The organism is Mycobacterium sp. PTI7 (assembly GCF_056679845.1).
This window is the reverse complement of the sequence record NZ_CM155252.1, coordinates 756,335-771,609: the sequence shown is the minus strand read 5'-3', so window position 1 is coordinate 771,609 and position 15,275 is coordinate 756,335. Positions and strand designations below refer to the sequence as shown.

Here is a 15,275-nt window from a genome sequence, read left to right as displayed (position 1 = left end):
ACGGGCGCGTGTGACTAGACGCCGAGTTGTTATTTTTATATCCACTACTGGACGATCTGTCCACTTCCCCTTTGGGTCACACCGTCGCGGCCACGAGGTGCGAACGGGCCAGCCGCACGAAGTCGGCGACGAGCGGATTCGCATCGCCGACCCGGGCTGCGACCAGGACCCGGCTGGGCGGGAACCCCTCCACCGGCACCGCCGTCAGATCGGCCCGCAGGGAACTGCGCCGATCACCGGCCGGCAGCACCGCCAGCGCCTGACCGCTCGCGACCAGTTCGAGCCTGTCCTCGAAGCTCTCGCCCGTCGGACCCGCCGAACCGGCATCGAGGTCACCGCCGTCGACCGGGTACATCGCGCGCGCACCGCCGTGCGGGCACACGAAGTCCTCGCCCGCGAAGTCCGCGGGTGACACCGAGGCGCGGCGGGACAGCCGATGGTCGACCGGCATGACCAGCACGCGCGGTTCCTCGTAGAGGACGGTCACGCCGACACCGTCCGCCGGCTCGGGGAGCGGATCCCGGGCGACCAGGACGTCCACCGTGTTCGCAGCAAAGGCCGACGCGTCGAGGCAGTCGAGGTGTCGCGTGCCGATCCGGGCCCCGGGATGCCGACGGCGCAGCTCGAGCACGGCCGGGGTGACGACGAGATCCTCGACGTAGCCGATGACGATGCTGCCGGCCGGTGCGTGCGCGCGGGCGGTCTGCGCCGCGCGCCGCGCCGCCCGCAGCAGCGCCTGCGCCTCGGGAAGGAATGCCGCGCCCGCCGCGGTGAGCCAGGTGCCCTGCGGGGTGCGGTCCAGCAGGCGGACGCCGAGCCTGCCCTCGAGGCGCTGGATCTGGCGGCTCAGCGAGGGTTGCGCGACGTGGAGTTCGGCCGCCGCCCGCCCGAAGTTCCCGTGCTCGGCCACCGCCGTGAAGTACCGCACCAGCCGAAGCTCCAGGTCGGTTCCGAGGTCGTTCACCCCGGGTCCAACCCGACCCGCGACCGACGGTATTCCGTGGCGCGCGTCGTCATGCCGTTTCGGCATGACGGGGTGCCGAACGGGTCTTGGACAGCCGGGCCGCGGCGTCGAAGACTCGGGGCATGGACCTAGACGACGAAAAGCGTAGGTACGCAGACAAGAACGTGGTGATCACCGGTGGCAGCAGCGGGCTCGGGCTCGCCGCGGCGCGGTTCCTGGCCGACCGCGGCGCGCGGGTGATGGTGACCGGCCGGACGCGCGAGACGCTCGATGACGCCGCGCGGCTGCTCGGCGAGCGCGGCCTCGCGGTCCGAAGCGACGCGAGTTCGCTCTCGGACGTCGACGCACTGGCCGAGCGGGTCCGGGCCGAGTTCGGCACCGTGCACGCGCTGGTGGTCAATGCGGGCATCGGGAGCTTCGATCCCTTCGACGAGGTGACCGAGGAGACCTTCGACCGGGTGTTCGCCATCAACGTCAAGGGCCCGTTCTTCACCGTCCAGCGGTTGGCGCCGCTGCTCGCCGACGGCGGCGGCGTGGTGCTGACGACGTCGACCGCGAACCGGACGGGCTGGGAGCGGCTCAGCGTCTACTCGGCCAGCAAGGCGGCCCTGCGGTCGATGGCCCGCACCCTCAGCCGCGAGCTGCTGCCCCGCGGCATCCGGGTCAACGCGATCAGTCCGGGCTCCATCGACACCGGCAAGTTGGAGAAGGAGGTGCCCGAGCGGGCAGCCCAGCTGAAGGCCGACTTCACGGCGAGCAACCCGATGCACCGCTTCGGACGCCCCGAGGAATTCGCGCCCGCCGTGGCGTTCCTCGCCTTCGACGCGACGTTCGTCGCCGGCATCGAGATGGTGGTGGACGGTGGCGACTCCCAACTCTGATCAGCAACGGCGAGAGGACGATTCGATGATGCGCTACGAGGGCAAGCGGGCCGTCGTGACCGGCGGGACGAGCGGCATCGGCCTCGCCACCGCGAAGCTCCTCGCCGACGGCGGGGCCCGCGTCATGGTCACCGGACGGACTCCCAGGTCGCTGGACGCGGCGCGCGCCACGCTCGGTGCGGGTGCGCTCGTCGAGCACAGCGACGCCGTCTCCGGCATCGACGCACTCGTCGACCGGGCGTCCGCCGAACTCGGCGGTGTCGATTTGCTCGTGCTCAACGCGGGCGGCACCCTGGCGACAGCCATCGAGGACACCACCGAGACGCAGTACGACGAGTTGTTCGCACTGAACACCAGGGCGCCCTTCTTCACGCTGCAGAAGTTCCTGCCCCTGATGCCGCCCGGCAGTTCGGCGGTGCTCGTCACCTCCGTGTCCGGCGTCAAGGGCATCGCGTCGACCAGCGTCTACTCTGCGACCAAGGCCGCCCTGCGATCGCTGACGCGCACCTTCGCGCGCGAGCTGATCGACCGGGGCATCCGGGTGAACGCCGTCTCCCCCGGACCCGTCGACACCGGCATCCTCGAACGGACGATGCCGCCCGACGCGGCCCGCGAGTTCCTCGACCGGATGAAGGCCGATAATCCGATGCACCGGCTGGGCGACCCGGCGGAGATCGCCCCGGCCATCGCCTTTCTCGGCTTCGACGCGACGTACACCACGGGCGCCGAACTCAGCGTCGACGGCGGGGCGTCGCAGTTGTGAGCACAGGTTTCGCGCGAACCGTTGAACCGAGCAGGGTGATTGGCTTACTCTCCGAAATGAGAACGCCGTTCTCCACGGGTTGAGCCGACGTTCGGCGATCTCCACTCCACGTCGTCCGAGGGAACCGATGAACACGTTGCGCGTCATTCAGTGGACCACCGGCAAGGTCGGAAAGCTCAGCCTGCGCGGCATTCTCGACGACCCACGTCTCGAACTCGTCGGCGTCTTCGCGTACTCGGCGGACAAGGCGGGTACCGATGCGGGCTCCCTGTGCGGCAGACCCGCCACCGGTGTCCTCGCGACGACCGACGTCGACGAACTCATCGCCCTGGGTGCCGACACCGTGCTGTACACACCGTTCCTGGCCGACGTGGACCATGTCGTGCGGTTGCTCGAGAGCGGGCTCGACGTCATCAGCACGAACCTCTTCCTGAACGTGGGCGGCATCCAGGGCGACACGGCGGAGAGGCTGGCCACCGCATGTCGGCAGGGCAACAGCTCGCTCTACGTCACGGGCATCAACCCGGGCTGGATCAACACGGTGGTGACGGCGTTGACCGCCGTCTGTCGCGACGTCCAGAAGATCTCCATCGTCGAGTCGGCGGACGTCTCGGTGTACGAGTCGGCCGAGACCTGGCAGGCGCTGGGGATGGGGCTGCCCGAGGCGACACCCGAGGTCGCCGACCTGGCGAAGTTCGGGTTCGGCACCTTCGCCGACTCCGTGCAGCGCATGGCCGTGGCCATGGGCTACGAGGTCGACGAGATGGAGTTCGTCATCGACCACCAGACCACCTCGGAGAGAGTCGATCTCGGGTGGTTCTGCATGGAGAAGGACACCATCGCGGCCATCCGCGGCGGGTGGAATGCCAAGGTGCGGGGCCACACGGTGATCGAATCCCGCGTCGCGTGGTACCTCACGAAGAAGCTCAACGGTGACTGGGTGTTCGACGACGATCACTACAACGTGGTGATCACGGGCGAGCCCGACGTCCACACCCGCATCCGCTTCATTCCGCCGGAGCACTGGGGCAACCACGAGTGGGACACGATGACGGCCATGCCCGCGGTCAGCGCGGCCCTCGACGTCGCCCGCGCCCCCGCCGGCATACTCACGCTCGGCGACGTCGGCCTGCCGCGCGCGCCGGCAGGCCTCTGGCGATCGAACCGCGCCGGTACGACCGCGTCGTAGTTAGGCGCCGACCCCTGCCGGGTAGACCCACGGCATGTCAGAAGCGACCTGGAACGTACAGATCGGCGAGTCGGACGACCCCACCACCGAGGGCGTCCCGCCGGTCCCGACGACCGTCTATCAGGGCGACGAAGCGGGTGCCCGGACCGCGTACGCCGATCAGACGTCGACGGCGTCGGACCGGAACCTCCGGTACGTGATGCTCCGCAACGTCGGCGAGGTGGTCGAGTGCTGGGGTACGCCGCCCGCGGTCGCCTGACCTCGGTCGCCACCATCACCTGACTTGCGTCCACTATACTCAGGTGCCTAGTGTCTGGGTACAGGCAAACACGGCCGGACGGCCGTGACACGGGCTCAGGAGATGGCGTGACCGCTGACATGCAGGCTGGCCACGCTCGTCGCCCGACGAGCGAGAGGCCGGGCGCGGTCCTGGTGATTACGTCGTCGGCGGCGTTCCTGGCGACCCTCGACCTGTTCATCGTCAACATCGCCTTCCCCGCCATCAGCGCCGACTTCCCGACGTCCGACTTCGGCCAGATGTCCTGGGTGCTCAACGGTTACACCGTCGTCTTCGCCGCGGTCCTCGCTCTGGCCGGCCGCCTCGCCGACCGCTACGGCCACCGCAGGGTGTTCCTCATCGGGCTGGCGGTCTTCACCGCCGCATCGGCGGCTTGCGCGCTGGCGCCCAGCCTGTGGGCACTGGTGGCCGCCAGGACCGTGCAGGGCGTCGGGGCGGCGCTCATCACCCCCACCTCGCTGTCGCTGCTCCTGAACGCCTGGCCGGCGGAACGGCGCGCCAAGGCCGTCGGCACGTGGGCGTCGGTGGGCGCCGTCGCAGCGGCACTCGGACCGCCGCTGGGCGGTCTGCTGGTCGCCGCGGGTTGGCAATGGGTGTTCCTGGTCAACGTTCCGATCGGCATCGTCACCATGGTCGCGGCGGTCCGCATCCTCCGCGAATCCGACGCCACGCCGATCGGACGACCCGACCTGCTCGGTGCCGGGTTCCTGGTGCTCGGAGTCGGTGCGCTGGCCTACGCACTCGTCGAGGTTCCCGAGCGAGGCTGGGACGCAACGGTGGTGGCCGTCTCGCTGGCCGTGTCCGCGGTGGGCCTGACCGCGGTCGTCATCCGCTCGCGCCGCCACCCGGTGCCCGCGCTGGACCTCGAGGTGCTGCGCGTGCCGGAGTTCGCACTGGCCACCGTCATGATGCTGACGTTCTCGTGCGGCTTCGCCGGCATGCTCCTGGTGAACGTGCTGTACCTGACCTCCACCTGGGGTTGGTCGGCTCAGGCGGCCGGCCTCGGCCTCGCTGCCGGTCCCGCCGTCGTCGTGGTCGTCGCCCGACTGGCCAATCGCGTGTCGGCCCGGCTGGGCATCGGAGCCGTCGCCACCCTGGGCGCGCTGAGCTTCATGGCCGGCGCGCTCTGGTGGCTGTGGCGGCTGGGACCGTCGGAGAACTATGTCGGCGGCCTGCTGCCCGGCCAGCTGCTGACCGGCCTGGGCGTCGGGCTGATCCTGCCCACCCTTTCCTCGGTCGTCGGTTCCGCGCTGCCGGGACCCCGCTGGGGTTCGGGATCGTCACTCATCAACACCGCCCGACAGGTCGGATCCGTATTGGGCATCGCGCTGATCGTCACGGTGGTCGGCACGCACATCGCGAGCACCCCCACCGAGTTCACCGCCATTCGCTCCGGCTGGACGCTGCTGGCCGCGGCCGGCGCCACCAGCGCCGTCGTCGGCCTCGCCCTGACGGCCGTGGAGTCCCTCGCACACCGGCGCGCCCGAAACCCTCGGCACGACATCCCGCTCCGCACACCATGACCACCGCACCGCACCCGACGTCAGGAACCGATCACATGCCCTCATCCACACCGGTCGCACTCGTCACCGGCGCCAACGCCGGTCTGGGGAGGTTCGCCGCCCAGGGTCTCGTCGAGGCCGGCTACCACGTCATCGGCACCAGCCGCAACACCACGGGACTGGAACCCCGTCCGGGCGTGACGCTGCGCGACCTCGACGTCACCAGCGACGAGTCGGTCGCCGTACTCGTCGAGGGCGTGATCGCCGAGTTCGGACGCATCGACGTCCTGGTGAACAACGCGGGCATGGGACTCGCCGGCGCGATCGAGGAGAACTCGATCGCGCAGCAGCAGAAGCTGTTCGACATCAACGTCTTCGGCGTCGTCCGGATGATGAACGCCGTCCTGCCGCACATGCGTTCCCGGGGAAGCGGACGGATCGTCAACATCTCCTCGATCTTCGGCTTCATGCCCGCCCCGTACATGGCCGCCTACAGCGCCACGAAGTACGCCGTCGAGGGCTACTCCGAGTCCGTCGACCACGAGGTCCGTAACCTCGGGATCCGGGTCCTGCTCGTCGAGCCCGGTGGCACCAGAACGGGTTTCGACGACAACACCACGGCGCCGGACAACCCGCTGGACGAGTACGCGCGACAGCGCAGCACCGCCAATCGCGTGGTGGCCGAGCAGGTGAACGGCGGCGATGATCCCCGGACCGTCGCCAAGGCCATCGTCGCCGCCGCCACCGACGCGAACCCCAAAGCGCGCTACCCCGCCGGCGTCAAGGCACGCCAGCTCAGCGTGATGCGCCGCATCGCGCCCGCCCGCATCTTCGACAAGCAGCTGCGCAAGACGTTCGAACTCGCGGACTGACCGGAGCGTCCGCGTCCCGGACGGCCGTCAGCGGGCCCCGCGCACCAGCCGTCCCGGACGCGCGCCGGTGTCCACGTCGCCGCGTCGCGTGACCACGCCGCTGACGATCGTCGCGTCGTAGCCGGAGGCACCCTGGACCAGTCGCTTGCCGCCGGCGGGCAGGTCGTGGGCCATGCGCGGTGCGTGCAGCGTCAGACGATCGAGGTCGATCACGTTGAGATCGGCCTTCTTTCCGACCTGGACGACACCCCGGTCGGTCAGGCCGAACAGTTCGGCGGTGTCGCGCGCCTGCTTGCGGACGACGTACTCGAGGGGCAGCTTGTCGCCGCGGTGCCGGTCGCGCGCCCAATGCGTCAGCAGGAACGTGGGATACGAGGCGTCACAGATCATGCTGCAGTGCGCGCCGCCGTCGGACAGACCGAGGACGCCGGCAGGATGGGTCATCATCTCGCGGATGGCGTCGTGATTGCCGTTGGAGTAATTGAACATCGGCAGCATGAGCATCGCGCCCGCGTCGCCCTCCAGCATCAGGTCGTACATCGTGGCCAGCGGATCCTGACCGCGTTCGCGCGCGATGGCCGACACGGTGCGTTCCGCGGTGGGCTCGTAGTCGGGCGGATCACCCATGGCGTAGAGCCGGTCCGCGGAGTACTGCGCCAGCGCGAACATGCCGTCGAACAACACGTTCGGGTCGACCGGCAGGTCGTCCTCGGCGAGGATCGCGGCGCGGACGGCGGGCTCGGCGAGCCGGGCGCCCAACTCCTCACCTGTGCACTCGGCGACCAGTCGCCGGTAGGTCGGGCGGTGCGTGAAGGCGTGATGGCCCGGGAAGCCGAGCAGCATGCCGAACGGGCGCGCGGCGACCTGCGGGTGCAGCCGACTGCCCGCCTGATGCGCGGCCGCCGACATCTCCAGCTGTTCGCGCCACAGGTTGGGATCGGCGTCGACCTGGATGAGCGCGAAGCTCAGCGCGCAGTCGATCTCCCCGCCGAGGCGGCGCATCCACTCGAGTTCCTTCTTGGGCGCTACGATGTCCTCGCCTGCCGCGCCCTGAGGGGCCAGCTCGAAGACGCCGGCGCCGCCGGCCGCCATGGCGCGGCCGAGGGCGAACAGCTCGTCCTCGGCGGCGAACGTCCCGGGGACGGGTTCGCCGTCCATCGCGCGGTGGGCGAGGGTGCGCGACGACGAGAAGCCCAGCGCCCCAGCCTCTGCGGCCTCCCGGACCAGTCGGCTCATCGCCTCGATGTCCTCGGGTGTGGCCGGTTCGTTGCGCGCACCGCGCTCGCCCATCGCGTAGGCCCGCACCGTGCCGTGGGCGATCTGGCTGCCGAAGTCGACCGCGAGTTCGCGTGCGCCGATGACGTCGAGGTACTGCGCGTAGCTCTCCCAGCCCCACGTGATGCCCTCGGTCAGAGCGGTTCCCGGGATGTCCTCGACGCCCTCCATCAGTTCGATCAACCACTGCTCGCTGCCGGGGCGCACGGGCGCGAAGCCGACGCCGCAGTTGCCGGCGACCACGGTGGTCACGCCGTGGTTGCTCGACGGTTCGAGCACGCTGTCCCAGCTGACCTGACCGTCGTAGTGGGTGTGGATGTCGACGAAGCCGGGTGCGACGATGCGACCCGTCGCGTCGATCGTCTCCGCCGCGTCGCCCTCGAGGGCCGGGTCGCCCGGTCCGCGCCGGCGTATCTCGACGATCTTGCCGTCCTTGACGGCGACGTCGGCGGCGAAGCGGTCGCCTCCCGTGCCGTCGACGACGGTCCCGCCGGTGATCTTGAGGTCGAACACGGATGCTCCCTTGCAGTCGAGCCCGAAAGGCCGATGTAACACCGTTACAGGGAGCACTGTAATAGCGTTACAGACCGCACGGACGCGATTGGAGAGGGTGGATGGCCGAACCCGAGCCGGGAACCGCCGGACCCTCGCGCGCCCGCATCAGCGCCGACGTGGTCCTCGAGACGGCCGCGCGCCTCGTCGATCGGGAGGGGGTCGACGCCTTCTCCATGCGCAGACTGGCCGAGGAACTGGGCGTCGCCGTCACGTCCATTTACTGGCACGTCGGGGGCCGGGACGCCCTCTTCGACGCACTCGTCGAGCGACTCCTGCACGAGATGGCCACCCTGCCGACCGAGGGCGACGATCCGATCGGTCGCATCGCGGCCCTCGCCCGCTCGCAGCGCCGGATGCTCATCGACAAGCAGCACGTGCTGAGCATCGCCCACGAGCGGGACCGCACGCCGCAGCTGTTCCTTCCGGTGCAGCGGGCGCTCGCGGCTCATCTGGCCGATCTGGGCGTCACCGGGACGCGCGCGGCGCTGGCGCTGCGCGCGGTGCAGGTGCACGTCATCTCGTCGGCGGTGATGCAATTTTCGGCGGTGCGCGGCGCCAAGCACGATGAGGAGGACCCGTCACTGTGGGCGCACGCCTGGCCGGATAGGGCGCTCGTCGAGGCCCTGCAGTCCCCGACCGACTACGACGCGGTCTTCGAGTACGGACTCGCGGCGCTGCTGACGTCGCTACGCGGCGACGCCTAGCTGCCTGGCCACTCCCCCGTCGCACGCTCGAACATCCGGGCCCCCTGCCGGTCGATGATGGTCTTCACCACCGAGTAGATGGCGCCCTGAACCGCGGCGGCGATCAGGATCTGGCGCAGCGGATACTCCGTCTCGAGCGGGCCCGGGGGGTCCGACTTCGGTCCGGGTGCCGCCTGCTTCCACACCTGCTTGAAGATCGCCCCGGCCACCAGGCCGCCCAAGATCGAGCCGGCCAGACCGAAGGGCCGGTACAGCATCTTGGCTGACGTACTGGACTGCTTGGACATCGGAACCCCTTCTCGATTGCACGCGGCGCGGGTCCGAACCACGCGACCGTCGTCGGCGAGGTGCCCCGAACCGCCGCCCACCAAACCCGTCCGGACCGACGGTCAGCGCTCTCGCCAGAAGACGTAGAACACCCCACCGGCGCCGATCACCACGGCCACGACGACACCGATCCACATTCCTGCGCTCATGCCAGGCAGTGTAGGAAGGTCGGCGATCGCGCGCACCGCGCCCGGCGCTGCAGTAGTCGGCGCGTGAACTCCCCGAAAATGCAGTAGTCCGTTACCGAACGGAATGGCCCCCGGGGTCCCACAATGGTCGAGCGGTGCTCACGGGGATCACCGCCGTTCGTGATGGGATCTTCATGCTCGCACTGTTGGCGGCGGCGGTACTCGTAGCGGTGGTGACGGCCGCGGTCGTCGTGAAACTGTGGGCACGGCGCCGGGCACCCGATCCCGGGTGGTTCCTCGATAGCACCCGCGCCGCAGGCGCTCTCACGGTGATCGGCACGATGTTCTCGGTGCTGCTCGCCTTCACCATCTTCTACGCGCTGCAGAACTACCAGCGCGCCCGCGACGGCGGCACCATGGAGGCCATCTCCGTGACCGAGTTGCACAACGTCGCCGACGTCCTCGAGGGCCACAATGGGACCCGCTTGCACGGTGACCTGATCTGCTACTCGCGCGCCGTCGTCTACGACGAGTGGCCCGCCATGGCGCGCGGTCAGTCGTCCGTCGCGGTGCAGGGTTGGGTCGACCAGATGGTGACCGACTTCGAGAACACCGATCCGACGAATCCGAAGCAGGAGGCGGCGTACAGCCAGTGGTTCGACCAGCAGGCGCAACGCCGCGACGGCCGCCGCGCCCGCGCCGCGGAGGCCGCGCCGTCGGTGCCGATGCCGCTCTGGATCGTCCTCGGCATCGGGGCCACGGCGATCCTCTCCTACATGTGCGTGCAGGCCGATCGCCGCGAGGGTCCGGTCGTCCAGGCGGTCCCCATCGCATTCGTGTCCGCGCTCGTCACGTCGGCACTGCTGGTGGTGGCCTTCCTCGACAGTCCCTACGACGACTGGTCGGGCAGCATCCAGCCGGATCAGATGCGGGTGACGTTGCACCTGATCGACGACGGCCACGACGCGCCGTGCGACCAGAACGGCTTGCCGACGTAGGCGGCTCATTCCCTTCGCCGCCAAGCGCTATGGCAAGCCTTGGTTTCCTGGAACTTCGACGTTCCGCTGTCTACCGTGCACGTCATGTACCCGACCCAACACCCCGCTGAGCCGCACGTCGGATCGTTGGCGTCGAGGCTGAACTGGCTGCGCGCAGGCGTTCTGGGCGCCAACGACGGCATCGTGTCGACCGCGGGCATCGTCGTGGGCGTCGCAGCCGCGTCGGCATCGACGGAGCCGATCCTGATGGCGGGAATCGCCGGCCTGGTCGCAGGAGCCGTATCCATGGCACTGGGCGAGTACGTCTCCGTCAGCACCCAGCGCGACACCGAACGGGCGCTTCTGGTCAAGGAGGAAGCAGAACTCGAGGAGTTTCCCGCAGCGGAACTCGACGAACTCGCCGCGCTCTACGAAGCCAAGGGACTCTCGCCGGCGACCGCTCGGACGGTGGCGGAGGAACTCACCGACCACGACGCGTTCGCGGCCCACGTCGACGTAGAACTCGGATTCGACCCTGGTGACCTGACCAACCCGTGGCAGGCGGCACTGTCGTCGGCGCTGTCGTTCACCGTTGGCGCGACGCTTCCCCTGGTGGCGATCCTGCTGCCGTCCCACGGCCTGCGCGTCCCGATCACCATTGCCGCGGTGCTTCTCGCGCTCGCGATCACCGGCGTCGTGTCGGCGACCCTGGGCAACGCTCCGAGGGGACGGGCGATCGCCCGCAACGTGATCGGCGGTGCGCTCGCCCTCACCGTCACCTACGTCGTCGGACACCTGGTCGGTGGCGTCATCGGTTGACGTGGCCTGACGATGGCGCCGTCAGGCGGTCACCAGGGTGTCTGCCGCACCGGCCATGTGATCGAGCACCGACTGTGCCGCCATCGCGGTGTCCCCCGACTCGATCGCGTCCACGATGTCGTGGTGCCGCTTCGCGTCCATGTTCTTGATGGCGCGGTCGACGCCGGCGAACATGATCGACATCCGGATGCTGCCCTCCAGCGACGTCCACTGGTGCAGGAGAGTCAGATTGCCGGTCAGCCGGCACATCGTGCGATGGAAGCGAAGGTCCGCTTCGATGCGGTCCTCGAGGTTCGACGCCGCCCACTTGTCCATGTCGTCCACGGCGCTGCGCAACGCGGCGACCGCCTCGGCCCGGTCGGACCGCCCGGCCAATTCGCGTGCGGCCAGCGACTCCAGCGCTGCCCGGACGTGGAAGACATCGCGGATCTCCTTGGTGTCCAGGTGGCGCACCGAGAGCCGCCCACGTGGTCCGGCGGAGATCAGCCCCTCCTGCTGAAGTTGACGCATGGCCTCCCGCAGCGTCCCGCGACTGATCTGAAGTGCCTCGGACAGTTCGGTTTCCACCAGGTGCGTACTGGGCGGAATCTGTCCCGAGGTGATCGCCTTGCGCAGGGCGGTCAGCGCCTGCTCGCGCAGACTGGTCTTCTCTAGCCGCAATAGCGAGGTCGGTTCGACCGACATTCGGGCTCCTTCGACTGTTGACAAACAGCTGTCAACAGCTGACTCTACAGCTGAGCGAGCACCGTCGCGACGATCCGCGGCGTCGACAAGCCGTACCGCTCGTGCAACGTCGGCAGGGCGCCTGCGGCGAGGAACTCGTCGGGTAGGCCGACCGGGGTGATCTGCTTGGCGATCCCGCGTCGCACCGCCGCCGACGCCACGGTTTCGAACAAGCCACCGACGATGGTGTGGTTCTCCAGCGTCAGCACCAGCCGATCCGAATCCACCTGCCCCAGCACGGTTTCGGCGTCGAACGGTTTGATCGTCGGCGTGTGGACGACGGCGACGTCGACGTTGTGCGCGCTCAGGGCCTCGGCGGCCTGCAGCGCACGCATCGTCATCAACCCGGAGGAGATCATCACCACGTCGGCGCCGTCGCGCAACACCTTCGCCCTCCCGAGTTCGAAGGTGTAGTCGTACTCGTCGAGCACCGTCGGCACGTTGCCACGCAGCAGCCGTAAATAGGTGGGCCCGGCATGCTCGGCCAGCTGCGGCACCGCCTGCTCGATGTCGACCGAATCACATGGATCGACGATGGTCAGGTTGGGCATGCCGCGGAAGATCGCCATGTCCTCGGTGGCCTGGTGCGACGGTCCGTACCCGGTGGTCAGGCCGGGGAGTCCGCCGACGACGTTGACGTTGAGGTTCGGCTCGGCGATGTCGAGGCAGATGAAGTCGTAGGCCCGTCGGGCGGCGAAGACCGAATAGGTGGATGCGAATGGCACCAGACCCGTCTCGGCCATGCCCGCGGCGGCGCCGAAGAGCAACTGCTCGGCCATCCCCATCTGGAAGAACCGTTCCGGGAACTCCCGGGCGAACACGTGCATGTCGGTGTACTTGCCGAGGTCCGCGGTCAGCCCGACGATGCGATCGTCGGCCTGCGCCGCCTTGACCAGAGCATGCCCGAAGGGGGCTGGTGCCGTCTTCTGTCCGGGATCGGCGAACGACGCGATCATCGCCGACGTCTTCAGCGGGTCAACGGATGTCATGCGGGTACTCCTTCGTAGCCGGCGGTGAGCTGGTCGCGGCAGATCTGCCACTCATCGGCGTCGATGCGCATGAAATGCGCCTTCTCACGGTTCTCGAGCAGCGGTACGCCGCGTCCCACCCGCGTGTCGCAGAGGATCACCGAGGGAGCGCCGACGGATTCGGACGTCACGTCGTCGAATGCCGCCAGCAGCGCCTCGACGTCGTTGCCGTCGACGCGTTGGGTGTGCCATCCGCACGCGGCCCACTTGTCGGCCACGGGTTCGGTGCGCAAGATTCCCGCGGTGGGTCCGTCGGCCTGCAGTGCGTTGATGTCGACCATGGCGATGAGGTGCCCCAACTGGTGGTGGGACGCACCCATCGCCGCCTCCCACGTGGAGCCCTCGTCGAGTTCGCCGTCGGAGAGGAAGTTGATGACGCGCGATTTCGATCCTTGGTGGCGAAGCCCCAGCGCCATGCCGACGGCCACGGTCAGACCGTGGCCGAGCGACCCGCCGGAGATCTCCATTCCCGGTGTGTAGCTGGCCATCCCGGACATCGGCAGGCGTGATCCGTCGGACCCGTAGCTGTCCAGTTCGGCGACGTCGACGATGCCCGCTTCGGCCAGCGCCGCGTAGAGCCCGATGGCGTAGTGACCGGTCGAGAGCAGGAACCTGTCCCGTTCCGCCCAGTGCGGGTCGTCGGCGCGGTAGCGCAACTGGTCGGCGTAGACGGCCGCCAGCATGTCGGCTGCGCCGAGCGCCTGGCCCACGTACCCCTGCCCCTGCGCCTCGCCCATGTTCAGCGCATGGTGGCGCATGCGGTACGCGGCATCGGTGACTCGTCGGCTCCGCGTACGCGTCGTCGTGTCGGTGGTCATGGACATCAGGCGGCCACCTCGTGGGTCGTCACGGTGTTCTCGGTGGCCTGGTCGGCCAGTAGTCGCTCCCGCGGACCCCAGGTCTCACGGGTGAGGATCGCCGCCACGAGGCCGATCGCCATGTAGCCGCTGAACAGCAGCGCGGGGCCCCACCAGCCGTATGCCTCGAAGAGCAAGGTGGTGATGAACGGCGTGAAACCCGATGCGATGGCCGAGATCTGGTACGCCAGGGAGGCACCCGACGAGCGGGTATTGGCGTTGAACAGTTCGGGGAACCACCCGCCCTGGGAGCCGGCGAGGGCGTTCTGGAAGATGCCGTACGCGATGACGAACGTCGCGAGGATGAGGATGAACATGCCGGTGTTCACCGCCACGAACATCAGGATGCCGAACGGGATCCCGAGCGCACACACCCACAGGTACAGGGGGCGGCGGCCGATCCGGTCGGTGAGCCGGGCCCACCCGAAGGTGGCGAAGATCCCGATGGCTGCCGCGACGCAGAGGGCACCGATGGTCTGCGACCTGGTCGCGAGCTCCGCGTTCTTCAGGTAGGACAGCATGTACGTGATGGACACCGCGTAACCGGCCGTTTCGGCGATGCGAAGGCCGATGCCGCGCAGGATGTTTCGCCAGTCGGTCTTCACCACCTCGACGATCGGCGACTTGATGATGTCGCCCGAGGCCTTGACGTCCTCGAACACCGGCGACTCCGGCACCTTTGCCCGGATGATCAGGCCGACGATGACCAGCACGGCGCTCGCCAGGAACGGCACCCGCCACGCCCAGTCGCCACCGAGGTGGATGCTGAAGAAGAAGACCATGTTGGCGATGAGGAGTCCGACCGGGAAGCCGGCCTGGACGATGCCGGTGTAGCGGCCCTTCTTCTTCCACGGGGCGTGCTCGTAACTCATGAGGATGGCGCCACCCCACTCGGCGCCGAAGGCCAGCCCCTGGATGATGCGGACGGTCACCAACAGGATCGGAGCGAGCACGCCGACGGCGGCGTAGGTCGGGAGAAGGCCGATGGCGAAGGTGGCCAGACCCATCAGGATCAGCGACGCCACCAGAACCGGCTTGCGGCCGACCTTGTCGCCGAGGTGTCCTCCGATGATGCCGCCGAGCGGACGGGCGACGAACCCGACCCCGAGCGTCGCGAACGACAGCAGGGTGCCCGCCAGCGGACTGGAGTTCGGGAAGAACGCGGTGCCGAAGTACAGCGCGGCGGCCGTGCCGAAACCGATGAAGTCATACGTCTCGATGACGGCCCCCACACCGGAGCCGATCGCAACCCGCTTGGCGTCCTTGGTGCCGTGCACCGGACCCCGCATCGTCAGAGCGTCGTCGCTCATGATGGTCATCCCTTCGCGGTCATCTAACTGAGTCTGTCACTCACTGTCGACGGTCAACAGTGCGCTGCGTCACTCAGTGTGAGCGCGCACACAATCATTGTCA

The 15,275-nt window shown here is 68.8% G+C and carries 16 protein-coding genes; 9 read left to right on the top strand and 7 right to left on the bottom strand.

The genetic code is table 11. The annotated features are described in order from the left end of the window. Window positions 1-76: 76 nt before the first annotated feature. The gene (locus AC1MEY_RS03790; protein ID WP_480229395.1) at window positions 77-964 is read right to left on the bottom strand and encodes a LysR family transcriptional regulator; all 888 of its coding nucleotides are present in this window, start codon (window positions 962-964) and stop codon (window positions 77-79) included. A 122-nt stretch (window positions 965-1,086) separates the two neighbouring features. Between AC1MEY_RS03790 and AC1MEY_RS03785 the strand changes: the two genes are divergently transcribed. The 6 genes from AC1MEY_RS03785 to AC1MEY_RS03760 all read left to right on the top strand — a co-directional run bounded on the left by AC1MEY_RS03785 (window position 1,087) and on the right by AC1MEY_RS03760 (window position 6,469). Continuing rightward, window positions 1,087-1,845: a glucose 1-dehydrogenase gene (locus AC1MEY_RS03785; RefSeq protein ID WP_480229394.1), complete on the top strand. Its 759-nt coding sequence runs from the start codon at window positions 1,087-1,089 to the stop codon at window positions 1,843-1,845. Window positions 1,846-1,870: 25 nt separating this feature from the next. Next, on the top strand, window positions 1,871-2,608 hold the full coding sequence (locus AC1MEY_RS03780; RefSeq protein ID WP_480229393.1) for an SDR family oxidoreductase: 738 nt from the start codon (window positions 1,871-1,873) through the stop codon (window positions 2,606-2,608). A gap of 127 nt (window positions 2,609-2,735) precedes the next feature. After that, window positions 2,736-3,797, top strand: coding sequence for an NAD(P)H-dependent amine dehydrogenase family protein (locus AC1MEY_RS03775; protein ID WP_480229392.1), 1,062 nt, complete (start codon window positions 2,736-2,738; stop codon window positions 3,795-3,797). 34 nt (window positions 3,798-3,831) lie between these two features. Further along, a complete protein-coding gene (locus AC1MEY_RS03770; protein WP_480229391.1) occupies window positions 3,832-4,056 on the top strand; it encodes a hypothetical protein in 225 nt (74 codons plus the stop codon). Between the two features lie 107 nt (window positions 4,057-4,163). Then, the gene (locus tag AC1MEY_RS03765; RefSeq protein ID WP_480229390.1) at window positions 4,164-5,618 is read left to right on the top strand and encodes a DHA2 family efflux MFS transporter permease subunit; all 1,455 of its coding nucleotides are present in this window, start codon (window positions 4,164-4,166) and stop codon (window positions 5,616-5,618) included. Window positions 5,619-5,653: 35 nt separating this feature from the next. Next, entirely contained in the window at window positions 5,654-6,469 is an 816-nt protein-coding gene (locus AC1MEY_RS03760; RefSeq protein ID WP_480229389.1) for an oxidoreductase, read from the top strand. Between the two features lie 27 nt (window positions 6,470-6,496). Here the strand turns inward: AC1MEY_RS03760 and AC1MEY_RS03755 are convergent, their stop codons facing one another. Beyond that, window positions 6,497-8,257, bottom strand: a complete 1,761-nt coding sequence (locus AC1MEY_RS03755; RefSeq protein ID WP_480229388.1) for an N-acyl-D-amino-acid deacylase family protein — start codon at window positions 8,255-8,257, stop codon at window positions 6,497-6,499. 101 nt (window positions 8,258-8,358) lie between these two features. Between AC1MEY_RS03755 and AC1MEY_RS03750 the strand changes: the two genes are divergently transcribed. Next, on the top strand, window positions 8,359-9,003 hold the full coding sequence (locus tag AC1MEY_RS03750; protein ID WP_480229387.1) for a TetR/AcrR family transcriptional regulator: 645 nt from the start codon (window positions 8,359-8,361) through the stop codon (window positions 9,001-9,003). Here AC1MEY_RS03750 and AC1MEY_RS03745 read toward each other — a convergent pair. Next, on the bottom strand, window positions 9,000-9,290 hold the full coding sequence (locus AC1MEY_RS03745; RefSeq protein WP_480229386.1) for a DUF4235 domain-containing protein: 291 nt from the start codon (window positions 9,288-9,290) through the stop codon (window positions 9,000-9,002). The genes AC1MEY_RS03750 and AC1MEY_RS03745 overlap by 4 nt on opposite strands. Window positions 9,291-9,652: 362 nt before the next feature. Between AC1MEY_RS03745 and AC1MEY_RS03740 the strand changes: the two genes are divergently transcribed. Both AC1MEY_RS03740 and AC1MEY_RS03735 read left to right on the top strand, forming a co-directional pair. Beyond that, window positions 9,653-10,456 carry a bestrophin-like domain gene (locus AC1MEY_RS03740; protein WP_480229385.1) on the top strand — a complete coding sequence of 268 codons (804 nt, stop codon included), beginning with the start codon at window positions 9,653-9,655 and terminating at the stop codon, window positions 10,454-10,456. A gap of 84 nt (window positions 10,457-10,540) precedes the next feature. Beyond that, on the top strand, window positions 10,541-11,254 hold the full coding sequence (locus AC1MEY_RS03735) for a VIT1/CCC1 transporter family protein (protein ID WP_480229384.1): 714 nt from the start codon (window positions 10,541-10,543) through the stop codon (window positions 11,252-11,254). A 21-nt stretch (window positions 11,255-11,275) separates the two neighbouring features. On the opposite strand, the gene AC1MEY_RS03730 is transcribed toward AC1MEY_RS03735, so the two are convergent. The 4 genes from AC1MEY_RS03730 to AC1MEY_RS03715 are packed head-to-tail and all read right to left on the bottom strand — an operon-like array spanning window position 11,276 to window position 15,172. Continuing rightward, a complete protein-coding gene (locus AC1MEY_RS03730; protein WP_480229383.1) occupies window positions 11,276-11,938 on the bottom strand; it encodes a GntR family transcriptional regulator in 663 nt (220 codons plus the stop codon). A 44-nt stretch (window positions 11,939-11,982) separates the two neighbouring features. Then, window positions 11,983-12,966, bottom strand: coding sequence for a transketolase family protein (locus AC1MEY_RS03725; RefSeq protein WP_480229382.1), 984 nt, complete (start codon window positions 12,964-12,966; stop codon window positions 11,983-11,985). Beyond that, entirely contained in the window at window positions 12,963-13,823 is an 861-nt protein-coding gene (locus AC1MEY_RS03720; RefSeq protein ID WP_480231286.1) for a transketolase, read from the bottom strand. The genes AC1MEY_RS03725 and AC1MEY_RS03720 overlap by 4 nt, the downstream gene beginning before the upstream one ends. 5 nt (window positions 13,824-13,828) lie before the next feature. Next, window positions 13,829-15,172 (bottom strand): MFS transporter, encoded by a 1,344-nt coding sequence (locus tag AC1MEY_RS03715; protein WP_480229381.1) that lies wholly within the window; start codon window positions 15,170-15,172, stop codon window positions 13,829-13,831. Window positions 15,173-15,275 lie beyond the last annotated feature (103 nt).

Excerpts from the sequence above, each read along its gene's own strand:
- AC1MEY_RS03775 (WP_480229392.1), top strand. The coding sequence starts at position 2,736 with ATGAACACGTTGCGCGTCATTCAGTGGACCACCGGCAAGGTCGGAAAG.
- AC1MEY_RS03740 (WP_480229385.1), top strand. The coding sequence starts at position 9,653 with ATGCTCGCACTGTTGGCGGCGGCGGTACTCGTAGCGGTGGTGACGGCC.
- AC1MEY_RS03785 (WP_480229394.1), top strand. The coding sequence starts at position 1,087 with ATGGACCTAGACGACGAAAAGCGTAGGTACGCAGACAAGAACGTGGTG.
- AC1MEY_RS03760 (WP_480229389.1), top strand. The coding sequence starts at position 5,654 with ATGCCCTCATCCACACCGGTCGCACTCGTCACCGGCGCCAACGCCGGT.
- AC1MEY_RS03770 (WP_480229391.1), top strand. The coding sequence starts at position 3,832 with ATGTCAGAAGCGACCTGGAACGTACAGATCGGCGAGTCGGACGACCCC.
- AC1MEY_RS03745 (WP_480229386.1), bottom strand. The coding sequence starts at position 9,290 with ATGTCCAAGCAGTCCAGTACGTCAGCCAAGATGCTGTACCGGCCCTTC.
- AC1MEY_RS03720 (WP_480231286.1), bottom strand. The coding sequence starts at position 13,823 with ATGACCACCGACACGACGACGCGTACGCGGAGCCGACGAGTCACCGAT.
- AC1MEY_RS03750 (WP_480229387.1), top strand. The coding sequence starts at position 8,359 with ATGGCCGAACCCGAGCCGGGAACCGCCGGACCCTCGCGCGCCCGCATC.
- AC1MEY_RS03730 (WP_480229383.1), bottom strand. The coding sequence starts at position 11,938 with ATGTCGGTCGAACCGACCTCGCTATTGCGGCTAGAGAAGACCAGTCTG.
- AC1MEY_RS03725 (WP_480229382.1), bottom strand. The coding sequence starts at position 12,966 with ATGACATCCGTTGACCCGCTGAAGACGTCGGCGATGATCGCGTCGTTC.
- AC1MEY_RS03735 (WP_480229384.1), top strand. The coding sequence starts at position 10,541 with ATGTACCCGACCCAACACCCCGCTGAGCCGCACGTCGGATCGTTGGCG.
- AC1MEY_RS03715 (WP_480229381.1), bottom strand. The coding sequence starts at position 15,172 with ATGAGCGACGACGCTCTGACGATGCGGGGTCCGGTGCACGGCACCAAG.
- AC1MEY_RS03780 (WP_480229393.1), top strand. The coding sequence starts at position 1,871 with ATGATGCGCTACGAGGGCAAGCGGGCCGTCGTGACCGGCGGGACGAGC.